The sequence below is a fragment of the Streptomyces pallidus (ex Mingjun et al. 2026) genome (assembly GCF_051550185.1).
Classification (GTDB): domain Bacteria; phylum Actinomycetota; class Actinomycetes; order Streptomycetales; family Streptomycetaceae; genus Streptomyces.
The window spans coordinates 1,399,336-1,416,811 of the sequence record NZ_CP196181.1; the positions used below are offsets into that span (position 1 = coordinate 1,399,336).

Sequence of the window (17,476 nt, forward strand, 5' to 3'; positions counted from 1 at the left end):
CGTACCGCACCGCTACAACCGGCTGCTCCTCTACACCGCCCACATGATTTGAGGACAAGCGCATGACGGCGGTCTTCTTCTGGACGGCGTGAGGGCCAGGGCGGTCGGATGCGATGCGAGGAATACCGGGGCGGGCGGTGCCGTGGCTGCGACCACCGCCCGCCCCGGAGACGTGGGGGCACGTCAGCGCCCCGCCGTCGCCTCTGCTGGCGCGGGCTCGCCGGTCGACTCCCGCTCGCCCACCCGGTGGAGGCCCTGGCGGCCCCCGCGATCACCGCTCGCCGGGCTTCCTTCAGCGACCGGCGTACGGCAGCAGGGCCATCCCGCGCGCGTTCTTGACGGCGGCGGCGAGTGCCCGCTGCTGCTGGGCCGTCACCCGGGTCACGCGCCGGCTGCGGATCTTCCCGCGGTCGGAGATGAACTTCCGCAGCAGGTCGGTGTCCTTGTAGTCGATGTAGGTGATCCCGGCGGCGTCGAGCGGGTTGGGCCGGGACTTGACCGGTTTGTGGGGAACGGGGCGTCGGGCCATGGCGGCGTCTCCTTGGGTGAGCGTTTCGCTCACGGCCGCACGAGGCCGTGAGCAGGTGGTGGGTACGGAGGTCAGGCGGCGTCGAGGAGGGAGTCGAAGGCGGCGGGCAGGTCCTTCCAGGCCTCGCGCCCCGGCAGGTACTCCGCGTCCGTCAACAGGCAGGAGTCGAGCAGCCGTTCCAGCCCGTCCCGGTCAAGGCCCGGCGAGGTGAAGACCAGGTGCTGGCAGCAGTCGCCGTGCTCGGGGTGCCAGTCCAGGGCCGCAGCGGCCCGCCGCATCGGGGGGACCAAGTCCCACGCCGCGTCGGGCAATGACGCCAGCCACGGCCCGGCGCTCTCGACGCACAGCGCGCCGCCCGCGGCGTCCCAGGTCAAGAGGGTGTCCGGGCGGTCGGCGAGCCAGAACCTGCCGCGGCTTCGGGCGGCCGCACAGCACAGGTCCTCCAACGCCTCGTACAGGCGCTCGGGATGGAACGGCCGTCGGCGGTGCCAGACCAGCGTGGTCACGCCGGCATCGTCCGCCGCCTGCGGCAGTAGCGCACACGCCGGGTGCTGCGCGGCTGCGGCCGCCTCGACGTCGAACCCGGCGAACGCGGCCCGGGCGAGGTCGACGGAAGCAGCCGGTACGCGCCGTGCCGTGGGGTGCAGTTGAGCGAGCAGTGCCCGGTCCTCGTCGTCGGCTCCCTCGCTGTCGACGAGGGCGAGGACGGGCGCGTACTCCAGTTGGCGGGCCCAGGTGTCGCCGACGGTCCGCTGGTCGGTGGGGGCCGCAGCAAGGCCGGCTTCGGCCAGGTCGTCACCGTTGGCGAGGTAGGGCAGGACGAGGGCGGGATCCACGGCGGTGATCACGTTCGTCACCACCAGACGGTCCGCGCCGTACCCGGCGACGACCTCCGCCATGGCCTTCGGTTCGACCGAGTCCCACAGCTCGACCACGGCGAGCCGGGTGAGCCCGCTGTCCGCCATCCGCTCCAGTTCCGGGACGAGGTCCTCGCGCAGGGCGCAGCAGGCACAGTCGTTGACCAGCGGCGTCTCACCGCTGGAGAGGGGGCCGGAGGCGTCGCGGATCCGACGGAGCACGGTGCCGTCGGGCGCAGCGGACAGGTCGTGGTGCAGCGCCACACTCCCGGGAACGGTCCGCAGGAGGCGATCGACGACCTCCCTGCGGGCTTCGGAGTGCATCCCGGCGACGATCACGACGGGGAGCTGGTGCTCGTGGCCCATCACCGGGCCCCGTAGCGGCGCTCGAACTTCTCGACGCGGCCGGCGGTGTCCATGACGCGCGCGGTGCCCGTGTAGAAGGGGTGGCTGGCGGAGGAGATCTCCACGTCGACGACCGGGTAGGTGTTGCCGTCCTCCCAGTCGACGGTCTTGTCGCTGGTCATCGTGGAGCGGGTGAGGAAGGCGGTGCCGGAGGCGGTGTCGCGGAAGACGACGGGGCCGTAGGCGGGGTGGATTCCGGGCTTCATGGCTGGAACCTTTCGGCGGTGGGGCGGGGTTGGGGGGCGGTCAGCGCTCTTCGCGGAAGTCGACGTGGCGCCGGGCGACGGGGTCGTACTTGCGCAGCACCAGTCGGTCGGGATCGTTGCGCCGGTTCTTGCGGGTGACGTAGGTGAATCCGGTGCCCGCCGTGGAGCGGAGCTTGATGATCGGGCGGATCTCGTTGCGTGCCATGGCGCCAGTATATGACAATGATTTCCATTACCAACATGCACGGCCATCGAGAGAGGCGACAGACCCATGTCAGCGCACTGCCAACTGACCGGCGCCGAGCCGGGATTCGGCAACAACATCTCCCACTCGCACCGGCGCACCTCGCGCCGCTTCGACCCGAACATCCAGCACAAGCGCTACTGGCTGCCCAGCGAGGGGCGCCACGTCCGCCTCACGCTCAGCGCCAAGGCGATCAAGACGGTGGACGCGATCGGCATCGAGGCGGCCGTGGCCCGGATCCGCGCACGAGGAGGGAAGGTCTGATGGCGAAGAAGAGCAAGATCGCTCAGAACGAGAAGCGCAAGGCGGTCGTCCAGCGGCACGCCGCCCGGCGGGCCGAACTCAAGGAGGTCATCCGCCGGCCGTCCTCCAGCACGGCCGACCGGGACGCCGCCCTCGCCGAGCTGCGCCGGCAGCCGCGCAACGCCAGCGCCACCCGGGTGCGCAACCGCGACAGCGTGGACGGCCGCCCCCGGGGCCACCTGCGCAAGTTCGGACTCTCCCGCGTACGCGCGCGACAGCAGGCGCACGCGGGATTCCTGCCCGGAGTCACCAAGTCGTCCTGGTAGTCGAGACCAGCCGCACGCGCGCCGGAATCATCTATTGAAAATGATTACCGTTACGGTTTAGGGTGCGTCGGTCCGTGTGCGGCACCCCTACGGGCAAGCAAGGGGGCTCCGCGGGGTGCCGTACACGGGCTCACGAGTCAGCCGTGCCGTCACGGCGGAACATGCAATCAACCGAGGCGAGGAGCTTCACATGGCCGTTCCCAAGCGGAAGATGTCCCGCAGCAACACCCGTCACCGCCGGGCCCGGTGGAAGGCGACCACACCCCAGCTGGTGCCGGTCACCGTCGACGGCTCCGTCTACCAGGTCCCGCAGCGCCTGGTGAAGGCATACGAGCGCGGCCTGCTCCGCCCCGAGGGCTGAGTCCGTGACGTCGTACGACCGCCTGCCGGTGACGGTACTGTCCGGCTTCCTGGGCGCGGGAAAGACCACCCTGCTCAACCATGTGCTCGGCAACCGCGAAGGCCTCCGGGTCGCGGTGATCGTCAATGACATGAGCGAGGTCAACATCGACGCCGCGCTCGTGCGCGGCGGCGGGGCGGCGCTCTCCCGCACCGAGGAGCGGCTGGTCGAGATGACCAACGGGTGCATCTGCTGCACCCTGCGCGACGACCTGCTGGAGGAGGTCGACCGGCTCGCCCGCGAAGGCCGCTTCGACTACCTGCTCATCGAGTCAAGCGGTATCTCAGAGCCCATGCCGGTGGCCGCCACCTTCTCCTTCCCCCGGGACGACGGCGCCACCCTCGGTGATCTCGCCCGCCTGGACACGATGGTGACGGTCGTCGACGCCGCGAACTTCCTGCGCGAGCTGGAAGGCGGGGACGAGTTGGCCGCGCGCGGGCTCGCCGCGCACGAGGACGACGAGCGCACCCTCAGTGACCTGCTCGTCGACCAGGTCGAGTTCGCCGACGTCATCGTCCTCAACAAGCTCGATCTGGTGAAGCCGGACCAGGCCGCGCGCCTGCGGGCCGCACTGACCCGGCTGAACCCGGCCGCCCGCCTCGTGCCAGCCGTGCGCGGGCACGTCGCCCTCGAACAGGTCCTGGGCACTGGCCTGTTCGACGTGGAGAAGGCTCAGCAGGCGCCGGGCTGGGTGCAGGAGCTCAACGGCGACCACATCCCCGAAACCGAGGAGTACGGGGTCTCCTCGGTCGTGTTCCGCGCTGGCACGGCCTTCCATCCCGGCAGGCTGTGGACGTTCGTCACCAAGGGCCTCGACAGCGGAACCTTCGGGCGCATCCTGCGTTCCAAGGGCTTCTTCTGGCTCGCCAGCCGCCCCCAGGTGACCGGTCTGTGGTCCCAGGCGGGCGCCGTGGCCCGCTTCGAACCCTCCGGCACCCGCGGACCCGGCACCGCCCAAGGCCAGGAACTGGTCTTCATCGGCACGGGCCTGCGCCACGCAGCCCTCCTGGCGGCGCTTGACGCCTGCCTGCTCGCACCGGACGAAGCCGCACCGGACGGTGACGAGTTCCCCGCGTGGGGGACGTACGGAAACGACGACGCCTGCGACGTCCACGAGCACACCGCAGAGGCAGCCTGAAACTCCGGGCTGGGATGGGGGTCCCCCCTGCTCGAGCGAAGCCGAGAGCTTGGGGGAGGTCGCAGCCACGGCACCGCCCAGCCCGGCCCCACCTGCACCGGGGTACGACCTCGTGTCCCCGGCGCCATCGCCGTGGGCGCCATGGCGGCACGTCTCCGCCTTCGTCACCTGCCAGCTCGCCGCCGGACGCTGCCGCACCACCCTCTACCGCTGCCCGGCCACCCTCTCCAGCGCCCTCGGCGACGCCGCCCGCCGGCACCGGAACGATCACGGCACCGAAGACCCGGTCGAGCCGCGGGTGGGCTCCGCGAAGTCCTCGGCCGACTGCGCTCCCCTGCGCCGCCGGCCTTCTGTGTCGCCGCCAACCGGCCTCAGGCTGGACGTGCGACCACATGGCGACCACCATGGTCCCGGACGCACGAAAGGCCGTCCTCTCATGGTTGAGAGAACGGCCTCCGACCTGCGTTTCCGCGTGGTCGGGACGACAGGATTTGAACCTGCGACCCCTTGACCCCCAGTCAAGTGCGCTACCAAGCTGCGCCACGTCCCGATGTGCTCCGGCGGGGCTTCCCACTTGGGGTTCTGCCGTCCCGGCGGCACATGCAGAACATTACCCCACGTTGAGGGGTGCGTATGCACGGGTATCCGTCGCGGGGCAGGATGGCCGCATGGACGGACGGGATCGGGATGCCGCCGGGCGGGCGCGCAGCGCGCGGCCGCGGGACGGGCTGGGTCGGCCGCTGCCCTACGGGGAGGCCGGCGTGCCGCGCCAGCCCGAGGGGGTGGTGCGGACGCCGTCGGAAACGGTCGGGGAGGCGCAGCGTCTGCTGGACGCCGGGATGCCGTTCCACGCGCACGAGGTGTTCGAGGACGCCTGGAAGTCGGGGCCCGCGCCGCAGGCGCCGCTGTGGCGGGGGCTCGCACAGCTGGCGGTCGGCCTGACCCATGCCGCCCGCGGGAACGCCGTGGGCGGGGCCCGGCTGCTGCGGCGCGGGGCCGGGGCCCTGGATCCCGCCCCGGTGGCGGAGGCGTACGGGATCGACGTGCCGGGGCTGGTGGCCTGGGCGCGGGAGTTGGCCCGGCGGGTCGAGGCCGGGGAACCGGTCGACGCCGCGACCGAGGCCCCGCGCCTGCTTCCGGACGACCCCGCCGCGCCGGACGCCCCTGATGCCCTCGGTATCCCTGATGTCCCTGGCGTGCCGGACCTCCCCGATGTTCCCGGGGGGTCCGGCGGTTAGGCCTCCCCGGCCGGCTGGAGGAGGTCCCAGCGGTTGCCGTACAGGTCCTCGAAGACCGCGACCGAGCCGTACGGTTCGTGGCGCGGCTCCTCCATGAAGCGGACGCCCTCCTTCGTCATGCGGGCGTGGTCGCGGGCGAAGTCGTCGGTGTGGAGGAAGAAGCCGACACGGCCGCCGGTCTGGTCGCCGACCCGGTCCTGCTGGGCGCCGTCCTTGGCGCGGGCCAGCAGCAGCGCGGATTCGGTGGCGCCCTGCGGGCGGACCACGACCCAGCGGGACCCGTCGGGGCGCGGGGTGTCCTCGACGAGCGTGAAGCCGAGCGCGCGGGTGTAGAAGTCGATGGCCTCGTCGTAGTCGCGGACCAGGAGTGCGGTGAGGGCGATGCGTGCGGACATGCCTCCTATTGTGCGGAGGGCGTGATCAGGACGACCTCCAGGGTCCGGGGGCCGTGCACGCCCTCCACCCGGTCGAGCTCGATGTCGCTGGTGGCGGAGGGGCCGGAGATCCAGGTCAGCGGGCGCGCCGGGTCGAGGCGCCCCAGCGCCTCGGGGACGGAGTCCACCAGCTGTCCGGGGACGCGGACCACGCAGACGTGGTGGTCGGGGACGAGGGTGATGCGCCGCCGGCCCTGGTCGGGACCGCCGTCCAGGACGATCGTCCCGGTCTCGGCGATCGCGAGGGCGCAGCCGGTCACCACGCTGTCCACGGCGTCCAGTTCGTACGGGGTGGCCCGTGCGAGGTCGGGAACACGCTGCTGCCGGGCCGCGGCGAGCCAGTGCGGGGGCAGGCCCGGCGGTACGAGGACGGTCCGGGCGCCCCGGTCGGCCAGGAGCGCCGCCAGCAGGGCCGGCAGGGCGGCCTCCTCCGCGCGGTGGACCAGGGCCCGGTACTCGGTGAGGTTCGCGGCGAGCAGGTCGGTGCTCTCGGCGCGGCTGCGGGCGGCGTGGACGCGCAGGTAGTCCCGCGGGACGGGGTCCTCGGTCGGGCGGGGTCGGTCCGGGACGCCCGGCCGGCCGAGGTCGGCGGCGACCGCCCGGCGGATGCGGCCCAGGATGCGGTCCCTGCTGGTCATGCCAGGCCCCCTCGGTCCCGGCCGCCCGGGGTGCGGTCGCCGCGTTCCCGGGCCCACCAGTCGCGGAAGGGCTCGGGCGGCGGCTGCGGCAGCTCGCGGCTGTCGGTCCAGGCCCGCCCCGGCCCCGGCAGTCGGCGCGGCCGGATGCGCCGGGCCCGTGCCAGCAGGCGTTCCCCGGCGCGCAGCGCGCCCGGGCGGTCCAGGAGGAGGCGGGCCGCGCGCATGGCGGCCCGCTCGGCGGTGTGGCCGTGTGCGGGCCGGAGCCGCACACGGACGCCCCCACGGGTCACCGGGCCGCCCTGGACCACCCGTTCGCGCAGGTGGACGAGGATCTCCGGGATGTCGATGGCGACGGGGCACACCTCGTAGCAGGCCCCGCACAGGGTGGATGCGTAGGGCAGCGAGGCGTCGATCGCGCTGCCGGTGCCCCGCAGTTGGGGGCTGAGGACGGCCCCGATGGGGCCGGGGTAGACGGAGCCGTAGGCGTGGCCGCCGGCGCGTTCGTAGACGGGGCAGACGTTCAGGCAGGCCGAGCAGCGGATGCAGCGCAGTGCCTGGCGGCCCACCTCGTCGGCGAGGGCGTCGGTGCGGCCGTTGTCGAGGAGGACCAGGTGGAAGGCGGACGGGCCGTCGCCGTCCGTGGTGCCGGTCCACATGGTGGTGTACGGGTTCATGCGCTCGGCGGTGGAGGAGCGCGGCAGCGTCTGGAGGAAGACCTCCAGGTCGCGGAAGGTCGGCACGACCTTCTCGATGCCCACCACCGAGATCAGGGTGTCGGGGAGGGTGAGGCACATCCGGCCGTTGCCCTCGGACTCCAGGACGACCATGGTGCCGGTCTCGGCGACCATGAAGTTGGCGCCGGAGACGGCGACCCCGCCGCGCAGGAACTTCTCGCGCAGGTGGCGGCGGGCGGCCTCGGCGAGTTCGCGCGGGTCGTCGCCGAGGCCGTCGGGGGCGGGGCGGCCCCAGCGGCCCATCTCCCGGGCGAACAGCTCGCGGATCTCGGCGCGGTTGCGGTGGATGGCGGGGACCAGGATGTGGGAGGGGCGGTCCCGGCCGAGCTGCACGATGAGCTCGGCGAGGTCGGTCTCGTAGGCGGCGATCCCGGCGGCCTCCAGGGCCTCGTTGAGGCCGATCTCCTGGGTGGCCATCGACTTCACCTTGACCACCTCCCGTTCGCCGGTGGCGAGGACCAGGTCGGTGACGATCCGGTTGGCCTCCGCCGCGTCGGCCGCCCAGTGGACGGTGCCGCCCGCGGCCGTGACGGACTCCTCCAGCTGGAGGAGGTAGTGGTCGAGGTGGCGCAGCGTGTGGTCCTTGATCGCCTTGCCGGCGGCGCGGAGCCGCTCCCAGTCGGCGAGTTCGGCGACGGCGCGGGCCCGCTTGGCGCGGATGGTGTGCGTGGCGTGCCGCAGGTTGGCGCGCAGCACCTCGTCCCGGACGGCCTCGCGCGCGGCAGCGGGAAAGGGCGGGAACGGTGGGAAGGCCGGCATGCCGACGAACGTGCCCGTCATACGAGGGGGTCCTCCTCCGTCGAGGCCAGGATCTCGGCGAGGTGCAGGGTGCGCAGCGCGGTGCCGCGGCGGCGCAGGACGCCGTCGAGGTGGGCCAGGCAGGAGTTGTCGCCGCCGCAGAGCACCTGCGCGCCGGTGGCCGCCGCGGCGGCGGCCTTGTCGGCGCCCATGGCCGCGGACACGTCGGGGTTCTTCACGGCGAAGGTGCCGCCGAAGCCGCAGCACTCCTCGGCGCCGGGCAGTTCGACCAGTTCCAGGCCCTTGACGGCGGCGAGCAGCCGGCGCGGCCGGTCCCCCAGCCCGAGGCCGCGCAGGCCGTGGCAGGAGGGGTGGTAGGTGACGGTGTGCGGGAAGTAGGCGCCGACGTCGGTCACGCCGAGCACGTCGACGAGGAACTCGGTGAGCTCGTACACGCGCGGGGCGAGGTCCTCGGCGAGCCGGGCCGTCCCGGGGCCGCGGCCCTCCCGCTCCGCGAGGCGGCCGATGCGCGGGTAGTGGGTGCGGATCATCGCGGCGCAGGAGCCGGAGGGGGTGACGACGTAGCGGTGGCCGGCGAAGGCCTCGGCGGTGCGCCGCAGCAGGGGTTCGCTCTCGCGCCGGTAGCCGGTGTTGTACGGGGGCTGCCCGCAGCAGCTCTGGGCCGCGGGGAAGTCCACCTCGACGCCGAGCCGCTCCAGCAGGCGCACGACGGCGGTCCCGGTGCGGGGGTACAGCGCGTCGTTGACGCAGGTGACGAACAGGGCGGCACGCACGGAAGGCAGAATAGCCGCGTGAAGAAGTTCTCAGTGATCGGCATAGGCGCGGGCGACCCTGACCACCTGACCCTGCAGGCGGTCAGGGCGATCGGCGCGGCGGACGCGTTCCTCATCCTGGAGAAGGGCGAGGAGAAGGCGGACCTGACGGGGCTGCGGCGCGAGATGCTCGCCGCGCACGCCCGCCCCGGGCACCGGATCGTGGAGGGCCGGGACCCGGACCGGGACCGGACCCCGGCCGCGTACGCGCCGACGGTCGACGGTTGGCGCAGCGCGCGGGCGGAGATCTTCGAGCGGTTCGTCGCCGAGGACCTCGCGGACGGCGAGACCGGCGCGTTCCTGGTGTGGGGCGACCCCTCGCTGTACGACTCCACCCTCGCGATCCTCGACGAGGTGCTGGAGCGGGGGCGGGTGACCTTCGAGCACGAGGTGGTGCCCGGCGTCAGCAGCATCTCCGCGCTGCTGGCCCGGCACCGCACCACCCTGAACCGGGTGGGGCGGCCGGTCCAGATCACCACCGGGCGTCGGCTGGCCGAGGGCTGGCCCGCGGACGCGGACGACGTGGTGGTGATGCTGGACGCGCGGCACGCCTTCACGGCCCACCTGGATCAGGACCTGTACATCTACTGGGGCGCCTACGTCGGCACCCCGGACGAGATCCTGGTGCAGGGCAGGCTGGCGGAGGTCTCCGGCCGGATCGAGGAGCTGCGGACCGAGGCCCGCGCCCGCAAGGGCTGGATCATGGACACGTACCTGCTCAGGCGCGGCTGAGGTAGCGGGGCAGGACGGCGGCGAGGCGTTCGTATTCCTCCGGGCGGTTGTACAGCTGCCCGCACACGCGGAGGCCGCCGCCGCCCGGCCACGGCCAGATCAGCACCCGGATGCCCTGTTCGGCCGCGATCCGCTCGCGCAGGGCGCGGGCCTCGTCCGGGGTGCCCGCCAGCCCGGCCGGCAGCCGCAGCGAGCGCATCGCCAGGCCCTCGGTGTACGGCAGCGGGGTGATGCCGGGGAGTCCGGCGAGGAGCTCCGCGCCGTAGCCGGCGAGCGCGGCGTTGTGGGCCCGGGCCTTGGCGGGGTCGAGCCGCTGCAGGAGGTCCAGGCCCTCGGGGGCGGCGAGCCAGCCGGTGTAGTCGGCGGTGGCCCGGTTCTCGACGGAGCGGGGGAAGCCGTGCGGGTCCTCCCAGGAGGGGACCAATGCGCGGATCCGGCTGCGGTGGGCGGGGGCGACGGCGAGGACGGCGCTGCCGGAGGGGGCGTAGCCCCACTTGTGCAGGTTGCCGAACCAGAAGTCGGCGCCGACGGCGAGCGGGTCGGCGAGCATGCCGGGGGCGTGGGCGCCGTCGACGACGGTGGTGATCCCGCGCGCGGCGAGGTCGGCGAGCAGCCGGGGCGTGGCGAGGACCCGGGCGGTGGGCGAGCTGATGTGGTCGAGTACGGCCACCTTCGTCCGGGGGGTCAGGGCGGCGAGGACGGTCTCGCGGACGGCGTCCTCGTCGGGCAGGGTCGGGTCCAGGGCCACGGTGGTGACGGGGGCCCGGCGGGCGGCGGCCGCGGTGACGGTGCCGTAGCCGTGGTCGGTGACCAGGATCTCGTCGCCGTCGGCCAGCGGGACGGCGGCGAGGGCGAGGTTGGCGCCCTCGGTGGCGTTGGAGATGAACGCGATGCCGTCGGGGTCGGACGCCAGGTGGGCGGCGATCCGGGTGCGGGCGGCGGCGATCCGGTCGGGGGCGCCGATGAAGAAGGCGTCGGGGTCGGCGTGCGCCTCGTCGCGCAGTGCGGCCTGGGCCTCCTGGACCGGGACGGGGACGGCGCCGAACGAACCGTGGTTGAGGTGGGCGACGCCCGGGTCCAGTCGGAACAGCCCGGGCCCGCCGGGGAACACGGACGGGGCGGCGTGCGGTGCGTCGCTGGTCGGCTGGGTCACGGATCCTCCGCGGAGTGGACGGTGCGGTCGTCTCCGGATCATCGGGGGCTGCGGGGCGGGCCGGAAGGGCCAATCGCGCCAGGGTGGCCCACCTCGCGGGGCCGCGGCCACGGGTGACGGGTCAGCTGCGGCCGCTGGTGACGGCGTGGTACTGGAGGTCCTGGACCTTGACCGTGCCCTGCACGGGCACGGGCAGCTCCGCCCGGGCGCCCGTCTTCCCGCCGCGGACGACGGCCGCCGCGCTGGTGCCGGTCCGTAGCGGCAGCAGCTCGGAGTGGAGCCCGGCCGGGGCCCCGTACGTGCCCGTGGCCGGTCCCGTCCGGGTGCGGACGGCCGCCGGTGCCGTCAGGAAGCTGAGCACCTCCACCGTGTCGCGGGCCGCGGCGCTGCCCTTGCGCAGGGACATCACCAGGGACTGGTCGCCGACGGGGTCGGCGGCGGCGAACTGGGTGCGGGCCGTGACGTACAGGGTGTCGCGGACGATCTCCGGCCAGCTTCCCGTCTTGAAGCGGGTCAGGTAGTAGGAGGTCAGGTCGAGGTAGGCGTGGCCGTTGTGCACGGAGGGGGCGAACTGGGTGCCCTCGGAGTAGTCGTTCCAGGTGGTCAGCTGGACCCAGTCGGCCCCGTCCTCGATGGCGCGGGTCCAGGTGGTGCGCAGGGTGGCGGTGTTGCCGGCCTCGTCGTAGACGCCCTGGTTGGGGCGGGCGTCCTGGACGGAGACGGGCTGCATCCACACCTTGCCCAGGTCGTGCGCCCGCCGCACGTCGCGGGCGGCGCCCTCCTGCCCGACGTAGCTGCGCGAACCCCACTCGGAGAAGCCGTGGCTGATCGGCGCGAACCGCTCGTGGTGGGAGTCGAAGTCGAGGAAGGTCGGGACGAGCGCGGTGCGGATGCCGTGCCGGGACTTCAGCAGGTCGATGAAGCGGCTCCACCAGGCCGGGTCCTTCGCCTCCGCCTTGAAGGGGGAGACGACGAGGCGGCCGTCGCCGAGGCGGTGGGCGGCGGGGGCCCCGCCGAGGGCGGCGACGGCGTCGGCGAGGACCGCCGGGTCCTCGGTCGACAACGAGGTCATGTCCGGCATCAGCATGATCTTGAAGCCGGGGTCGACCGAACGGGCAGCCTCCATCAGGAGATTGGCCCGGTCCCAGTTCTGCCCGCTGAGGGAGAGCAGGTCGAGGGTGAACCCGTCGAGGCCGGCGGTGCGGGCGGTGCGCACCTCCTGGCGGAGGTTGGCGAGTTCCCAGTCGCCGCTCTTGGGCTTGACGGGCAGGGGCCGGTCGCGCAGCAGGCCGCCGTACCGCTCGTGCTTGCCGTTCTCGCCGTCGGGGTTCAGGTAGTTGCGGGTGTAGTAGTCCTGGTCGGCCCGGACGTTGTCGAGGGAGAGCGGGTACGGCGTGAAGTAGTGGGCGAACACCGGCTTGCGGCCCGGGCCCGCCGCGGCGCGCAGGGCGGCCGGCTCGGGCATGTCGAACGGCAGGGCGCCGGCGGGCCGGTGGTCGCCGCTGTCGCCGGCGTCCGGGACCGGGGCCGGGGCCTTGCCCTTGCCGGGGCCGTCCTGGCCCGCGCCGGGGGTGGGGGCGGGGCCGTCCCGCCCGCTCGCGCCGGAGCCGCCGGGGGCGGCGGGGGCGGCGGGCCGGGGCTCACCGGTGCGCGGGGCTGCGGTGTCCTGTCCGGCCCCCGCCGTGAAGGGGTCGAGGGCCAGGCCGGCCGCGAGGACGCCGAGGAGCAGGGAGCCGGACAGCAGCAGGGTCAGCAGGGGCCGGCGGCGGAAGCCGCGCCGCCGCCGGTGCGAGGCGCGGCGCCGTTCGGCTCGGGTTCCGGCCTGCGGCTGCGCGCGTCGGCCCGTGGTCCGGTCCGCTCTCATGGTGCGTGTCCTCCCTGGAGCCCTCCCGGGGGTCCGGGCTGAAGAGCAGTAGAGCCGATTACCGCCTCCCGGACAACCGTTCGCCCTGGCGCGTACAGCGTGCGGCCCAGGAGGGTTACGCCGGCCGCGGACGAGCGGGTCGTTTCTCCGGAGTGGGTTATTCCCCTGGCACTGCGTCAGGAGTGGCGGATAATCAGCGACACGCGGCCCGAATCCACCCTTGGCCGCGCATGGACACGCATGCAATGGGGGGCATCGTGCCGATGAGGGAACCAGGTCGCGCCGGGACGCTCCCGGCGACGTCCGACGAACTGTCCAGGCTGCTCACCGCCGTGCGGCGCGGGAGGGTGCTGACCGTGACCGGTCGGTTCCGGGAGCCGCGGAGCCTGCTGGTGCGGGAGATGGCCGAGCGGCTCGCGTCCAACTTCTGCGACGGCACCGCCGTCGTCCGCGTCGACCGCCGCTTCGGCATCGGCGAGCTGACGGCGGCCCTGGGCCGCGTCCCGGGGGCGGCGTTCCTGCCGTGCGGGGCGGCGAGCACCCTCTCGTGGCTCGCCGAGCGGGACATGCTGCTCGTCCTGGACGGCGGCGAGTTCCTCACCCCGCAGGCGCTGCCCTGGCTCGGGGAGCTGCTCGCGGCGGCCCCGGGGGTGCGGATCCTGGCTGCCGGGCGGTTCCCGCTCGGACTGGCCGGGGAGCGCGTGCACCGCCTCTGAGCGGCGGGCGGGTACGCGGCCCCGGTCAGCCGCGGTTCCGGCCGAGCACCAGTCGCAGCAGCCGGGCCGCCGCCCGCTGCGGGCCCGCCGCACCGGCCCCCGCGGGTGCTGCGACCGGGGTCGGCCGCCGGGCCCGGAGCTGTGCCCAGACCGCGTCCGGGCAGCGGCCCTGGGGGCGGGACTTGAGGAACCTGCGGTACGGCACCACCCGGGGCTGCCGGCCGATCTCCACCCAGTGCGGGCGGCCCGACACCTCGTCCCAGCCCGTGTTCGGGATCCGGATGTGGTCGCGGCGCCCGTCCTTGTCCTTGCTGGTGATCTGGGCGACCTGCGCCGCGCCGGAGCCGGTCTGCAGCACCACGCAGTAGTGCCGCAGCTGTCGCTCGGGGTCCTCCCGCAACGGCACCATGGCCAGCCACACCTCGCCCGCGAGCGGGCGGGCCCCGCGCCGCTTGTCCCACCGGCGCACGACGAGGTGCACGGCGAGGGCCGCGAGCCCGGCCGAGAGGGCCTCGACCGGGGCCCGCACGTGCCACGGCTGTCCGGCCACCCGCGTCTCGGCGTACAGCACGGCCCCGGCGGCGGCGACCAGGAGGACGGCGGCCCGCAGCAGGAACAGCCACCACAGGAAGCGCCCCGCCCCGCCCGCCACGGCTGTGAGCACGCACGCCGCGGCGACCGGGACACCGTAGACGACGGCCCACCGGCCGGCGCCCTCCACCTCCAGCGGCGGGGGCTGCTCGGCCATCAGGTCCGGTAGCAGGACGGGGAGGGCCAGCAGGCAGCCGACCAGCCCCACGACGTTGAGCAGCAGGTAGCCCGCGCAGCCGGTTCCCGCGCGTGACGTGTTGTCGCGACGTGTCACCAAGCCTCCCCCCACTCCGGGGCCGCACGCTAACGCACGGGCAACACCCGCGCCAGGGGCCACTGTTGGACAGTCGTGGCGCACCTGCGACGGGTCATACGGATCCCGTCAGGGCTGCTTCCACTCGTCGACGGGCAGGCCGAGGACGACCTCGTCCACGAACTCCCCGGACACCCAGGCGGACCGCCTGAGGGTGCCCTCCAGGGTGAAGCCCGCCCGCCGCGCCGCACTGATCATCGCGGTGTTGTCGGCGAGGGTGTCCACCTGGAGCCGGTGCAACCCGCGCACGGTGAACCCGTACCCCGGCACAGCAGGTGCACGGTCTCCGCCCCGAGCCCGCGGCCCCGGCTGCCGGGGAGCAGCGAGATGCCGAGGTGGGCGCAGCGGTTGTGGGTGTCGATGCCCCACAGCAGCGCCTCCCCCGCCAGCTCGCCCGAGGCCCGCTCGACCACGGAGAAGACGGCCGCGTCGTCGGTCGGGGCGGCGGGCTCGTACGGGGAGTGGCCGCCGGATGCGGCCAGCGGCCGCCAGGGCCGCGAGTCGGCGCGCGAGCGGGTCGCGACGTCCTCGTACAGCTCGGCGTGGAGTACGGCGACGTCATCGGCGTGCCGGGCGCGCAGTCCGGCGAGTTGTCCCTGGATCACCCGTTCTTCCTAGCCCCGCTCCGGCCGGGACCGCAAACGGTTTCCGCACCGCCCGCGAACGGTGCGCGCACCGCCGGACACGGGGTCCGCCCCGGCCGGCTGCTGCCGGCCGGGGCGGACCCGGGAAGACCTGCGGACGGCCCGGTCACGGGGCCGTCCGGCCTCAGGCCAGGGTGGCGATCGCCTGGTTGAAGGTCGCCGACGGACGCATGACGGAGGCGGCCTTCGCCGGGTCGGGCTGGTAGTAGCCGCCGATCTCGGCCGGGGATCCCTGGACGGCGACGAGCTCGCCGACGATGGTCTGCTCGGCCTCGGTCAGCGACTTGGCCAGCGGGCCGAAGGCGGCCGCGAGCTCCGCGTCGTCGGTCTGCTTGGCCAGCTCCTGCGCCCAGTACATGGCCAGGTAGAAGTGGCTGCCGCGGTTGTCGATGCCGCCGACGCGACGGGTCGGCGACTTGTCCTCGTTGAGGAAGGTGCCGGTGGCGCGGTCGAGGGTGTCGGCCAGGACCTGGGCGCGGGCGTTGCCGGTGGTGGTGGCGAGGTGCTCGAAGGAGGCGGCCAGCGCGAAGAACTCGCCGAGCGAGTCCCAGCGCAGGTAGTTCTCCTTGACCAGCTGCTGGACGTGCTTCGGGGCGGAGCCGCCGGCACCCGTCTCGAACAGGCCGCCGCCCGCCATCAGCGGGACGACCGACAGCATCTTGGCGCTGGTGCCCAGCTCCAGGATCGGGAAGAGGTCGGTCAGGTAGTCGCGCAGGACGTTGCCGGTCACCGAGATGGTGTCCTCGCCGCGGCGGATGCGCTCCAGGGAGAACTTGGTCGCCTCGACCGGGGAGAGGACCTTGATGGTCAGGCCCTCGGTGTCGTGGTCGGCGAGGTAGGTGTTGACCTTGGCGATCAGCTGCGCGTCGTGGGCGCGGGTCTCGTCGAGCCAGAAGACGGCCGGGGCGCCGGTGGCGCGGGCGCGGGTGACGGCGAGCTTGACCCAGTCCTGGATCGGCAGGTCCTTGGTCTGGCAGGCGCGGAAGATGTCGCCCTCGGACACCTCCTGCTCCAGGACGGTGTTGCCGGCGGCGTCGACCAGGCGGACGGTACCGGCGGCGGCGATCTCGAAGGTCTTGTCGTGGGAGCCGTACTCCTCGGCCTTCTGCGCCATCAGGCCGACGTTCGGGACGGAGCCCATGGTGGCCGGGTCGAAGGCGCCGTGCGCCTTGCAGTCCTCGACGACGGCCTGGTAGACGCCGGAGTAGCTGCTGTCCGGGAGGACGGCGAGGGTGTCGGCCTCCTGGCCGTCCGGGCCCCACATGTGGCCGGAGGTGCGGATCATGGCCGGCATCGAGGCGTCGACGATGACGTCGGACGGGACGTGCAGGTTGGTGATGCCCTTGTCCGAGTCGACCATCGCCAGGGCCGGGCCCTCGGCGAGCTCGGCGTCGAAGGAGGCCTTGATCTCGTCGCCCAGGCCGTTCGGGACGGACGCCAGCCCGTTCAGGATGGCGCCGAGGCCGTCGTTCGGGGACAGGCCGGCGGCGGCCAGGACCTCGCCGTACTTGGCGAAGGTCTGCGGGAAGAAGGCGCGCACGACGTGGCCGAAGACGATCGGGTCGGAGACCTTCATCATCGTGGCCTTGAGGTGCACGGAGAACAGCACGCCCTCGGCCTTGGCGCGGGCGACCTGCTCCGACAGGAAGGTGCGCAGGGCGGCGACGCGCATCACGGAGGCGTCGACGACCTCGCCGGCCAGGACCGGGACGGACTCGCGCAGGACGGTGACGGCGCCGTCGGCGGCGACGTGCTCGATACGCAGGGTGCCGGCCTCGGCGACGGTGGCGGACTTCTCGGTGGAGCGGAAGTCGTTCTCACCCATGGTGGCGACGTTGGTCTTGGAGTCGGCGGTCCAGGCGCCCATGCGGTGGGGGTGGGCCTTGGCGTAGTTCTTGACCGAGGCGGGGGCGCGGCGGTCGGAGTTGCCCTCGCGCAGGACCGGGTTCACGGCGGAGCCCTTGACCTTGTCGTAGCGGGAGCGGATCTCGCGCTCCTCGTCGGACTTCGGGTCGTCCGGGTAGTCCGGGAGCGCGTAGCCCTGGCCCTGGAGCTCGGCGACCGCGGCCTTCAGCTGCGGGATCGAGGCCGAGATGTTGGGCAGCTTGATGATGTTGGCTTCCGGCGTCTTCGCCAGCTCGCCGAGCTCGGCGAGGGCGTCGGCGATGCGCTGGCCCTCCTCCAGGTACTCGGGGAAGGAGGCGATGATGCGACCGGCCAGGGAGATGTCACGGGTCTCGACATTCACACCGGCCGTCGACGCGTAGGCCTGGATCACAGGCAGGAAGGAATACGTCGCGAGGGCCGGGGCCTCGTCAGTGTGCGTGTAGATGATGGTCGAGTCAGTCACCGGATGCTCCGCTCCACAGTCTGCGTCTCACGTCTGCAAGATTGCTCGACATCAAGATATCTCGTGATCGGGCAGGTCTGGACAGTCCCCTGCCCGATGCGTCGCGAGACGCTTGTCACCCCTGCGCCGGAAGGGGCGCCCTGACCGGCG

The 17,476-nt window shown here is 73.4% G+C and carries 19 protein-coding genes, 1 tRNA gene and 1 pseudogene; 7 read left to right on the top strand and 14 right to left on the bottom strand.

Annotated features, from left to right (window positions below; all coding sequences use genetic code 11):
• Positions 1–292: 292 nt before the first annotated feature.
• The 4 genes from rpsR to rpmG form a co-directional block, all read right to left on the bottom strand.
• A complete protein-coding gene (rpsR, locus tag ACSHWO_RS05980) occupies positions 293–529 on the bottom strand; it encodes a 30S ribosomal protein S18 (protein WP_438310330.1) in 237 nt (78 codons plus the stop codon).
• A gap of 71 nt (positions 530–600) precedes the next feature.
• Positions 601–1,752 (bottom strand): CobW family GTP-binding protein, encoded by a 1,152-nt coding sequence (locus tag ACSHWO_RS05985; protein ID WP_438310331.1) that lies wholly within the window; start codon positions 1,750–1,752, stop codon positions 601–603.
• Complete coding sequence (locus ACSHWO_RS05990) at positions 1,752–1,997, bottom strand: type B 50S ribosomal protein L31 (RefSeq protein ID WP_393830677.1); 246 nt, start codon at positions 1,995–1,997, stop codon at positions 1,752–1,754. The genes ACSHWO_RS05985 and ACSHWO_RS05990 overlap by 1 nt, the downstream gene beginning before the upstream one ends.
• Before the next feature lie 40 nt (positions 1,998–2,037).
• A complete protein-coding gene (gene rpmG, locus ACSHWO_RS05995) occupies positions 2,038–2,202 on the bottom strand; it encodes a 50S ribosomal protein L33 (RefSeq protein ID WP_037929581.1) in 165 nt (54 codons plus the stop codon).
• 66 nt (positions 2,203–2,268) lie between these two features.
• Between rpmG and rpmB the strand changes: the two genes are divergently transcribed.
• From rpmB to ACSHWO_RS06015, 4 genes are all read left to right on the top strand, one after another.
• A complete protein-coding gene (gene rpmB / locus ACSHWO_RS06000; RefSeq protein ID WP_385804760.1) occupies positions 2,269–2,505 on the top strand; it encodes a 50S ribosomal protein L28 in 237 nt (78 codons plus the stop codon).
• Positions 2,505–2,810 carry a 30S ribosomal protein S14 gene (rpsN, locus tag ACSHWO_RS06005; RefSeq protein WP_438310332.1) on the top strand — a complete coding sequence of 102 codons (306 nt, stop codon included), beginning with the start codon at positions 2,505–2,507 and terminating at the stop codon, positions 2,808–2,810. The genes rpmB and rpsN overlap by 1 nt, the downstream gene beginning before the upstream one ends.
• 190 nt (positions 2,811–3,000) lie before the next feature.
• Positions 3,001–3,171: a 50S ribosomal protein L32 gene (gene rpmF, locus ACSHWO_RS06010; protein WP_385804764.1), complete on the top strand. Its 171-nt coding sequence runs from the start codon at positions 3,001–3,003 to the stop codon at positions 3,169–3,171.
• A 4-nt stretch (positions 3,172–3,175) separates the two neighbouring features.
• Entirely contained in the window at positions 3,176–4,348 is a 1,173-nt protein-coding gene (locus ACSHWO_RS06015) for a GTP-binding protein (RefSeq protein WP_438310333.1), read from the top strand.
• 473 nt (positions 4,349–4,821) lie between these two features.
• Here ACSHWO_RS06015 and ACSHWO_RS06020 read toward each other — a convergent pair.
• Positions 4,822–4,898 (bottom strand) — tRNA-Pro (locus tag ACSHWO_RS06020).
• A 118-nt stretch (positions 4,899–5,016) separates the two neighbouring features.
• Here ACSHWO_RS06020 and ACSHWO_RS06025 point away from each other — a divergent pair.
• On the top strand, positions 5,017–5,586 hold the full coding sequence (locus ACSHWO_RS06025; RefSeq protein WP_438310334.1) for a DUF309 domain-containing protein: 570 nt from the start codon (positions 5,017–5,019) through the stop codon (positions 5,584–5,586).
• Here ACSHWO_RS06025 and ACSHWO_RS06030 read toward each other — a convergent pair.
• The 4 genes from ACSHWO_RS06030 to ACSHWO_RS06045 are packed head-to-tail and all read right to left on the bottom strand — an operon-like array spanning position 5,583 to position 8,924.
• Positions 5,583–5,981: a VOC family protein gene (locus ACSHWO_RS06030; RefSeq protein ID WP_438310335.1), complete on the bottom strand. Its 399-nt coding sequence runs from the start codon at positions 5,979–5,981 to the stop codon at positions 5,583–5,585. The two genes, ACSHWO_RS06025 and ACSHWO_RS06030, sit on opposite strands and share 4 nt — an antisense overlap.
• A gap of 5 nt (positions 5,982–5,986) precedes the next feature.
• A complete protein-coding gene (locus tag ACSHWO_RS06035) occupies positions 5,987–6,658 on the bottom strand; it encodes a LutC/YkgG family protein (protein WP_438310336.1) in 672 nt (223 codons plus the stop codon).
• Positions 6,655–8,172 (bottom strand): lactate utilization protein B, encoded by a 1,518-nt coding sequence (locus ACSHWO_RS06040; RefSeq protein WP_438310337.1) that lies wholly within the window; start codon positions 8,170–8,172, stop codon positions 6,655–6,657. Before ACSHWO_RS06040 ends, ACSHWO_RS06035 begins: the two co-directional genes overlap by 4 nt.
• On the bottom strand, positions 8,169–8,924 hold the full coding sequence (locus ACSHWO_RS06045) for a (Fe-S)-binding protein (RefSeq protein WP_438310338.1): 756 nt from the start codon (positions 8,922–8,924) through the stop codon (positions 8,169–8,171). The genes ACSHWO_RS06040 and ACSHWO_RS06045 overlap by 4 nt, the downstream gene beginning before the upstream one ends.
• Positions 8,925–8,942: 18 nt before the next feature.
• Between ACSHWO_RS06045 and cobF the strand changes: the two genes are divergently transcribed.
• Positions 8,943–9,695, top strand: a complete 753-nt coding sequence (cobF, locus tag ACSHWO_RS06050; protein ID WP_438310339.1) for a precorrin-6A synthase (deacetylating) — start codon at positions 8,943–8,945, stop codon at positions 9,693–9,695.
• Here cobF and ACSHWO_RS06055 read toward each other — a convergent pair.
• Complete coding sequence (locus ACSHWO_RS06055) at positions 9,682–10,848, bottom strand: aminotransferase class V-fold PLP-dependent enzyme (RefSeq protein ID WP_385804775.1); 1,167 nt, start codon at positions 10,846–10,848, stop codon at positions 9,682–9,684. The two genes, cobF and ACSHWO_RS06055, sit on opposite strands and share 14 nt — an antisense overlap.
• 121 nt (positions 10,849–10,969) lie before the next feature.
• Positions 10,970–12,712: a glycoside hydrolase family 71 protein gene (locus tag ACSHWO_RS06060; protein WP_438310340.1), complete on the bottom strand. Its 1,743-nt coding sequence runs from the start codon at positions 12,710–12,712 to the stop codon at positions 10,970–10,972.
• Between the two features lie 230 nt (positions 12,713–12,942).
• Between ACSHWO_RS06060 and ACSHWO_RS06065 the strand changes: the two genes are divergently transcribed.
• Entirely contained in the window at positions 12,943–13,428 is a 486-nt protein-coding gene (locus tag ACSHWO_RS06065) for a hypothetical protein (RefSeq protein ID WP_438310341.1), read from the top strand.
• 25 nt (positions 13,429–13,453) lie between these two features.
• Here ACSHWO_RS06065 and ACSHWO_RS06070 read toward each other — a convergent pair whose 3' ends face one another.
• From ACSHWO_RS06070 to ACSHWO_RS06080, 3 genes and pseudogenes are all read right to left on the bottom strand, one after another.
• A complete protein-coding gene (locus ACSHWO_RS06070) occupies positions 13,454–14,293 on the bottom strand; it encodes a type II toxin-antitoxin system PemK/MazF family toxin (RefSeq protein WP_438310342.1) in 840 nt (279 codons plus the stop codon).
• Between the two features lie 108 nt (positions 14,294–14,401).
• A pseudogene (locus ACSHWO_RS06075) lies at positions 14,402–14,937 on the bottom strand (GNAT family N-acetyltransferase).
• A gap of 163 nt (positions 14,938–15,100) precedes the next feature.
• Positions 15,101–17,326, bottom strand: coding sequence for an NADP-dependent isocitrate dehydrogenase (locus tag ACSHWO_RS06080; protein WP_438310343.1), 2,226 nt, complete (start codon positions 17,324–17,326; stop codon positions 15,101–15,103).
• Between the last annotated feature and the right edge of the window lie 150 nt (positions 17,327–17,476).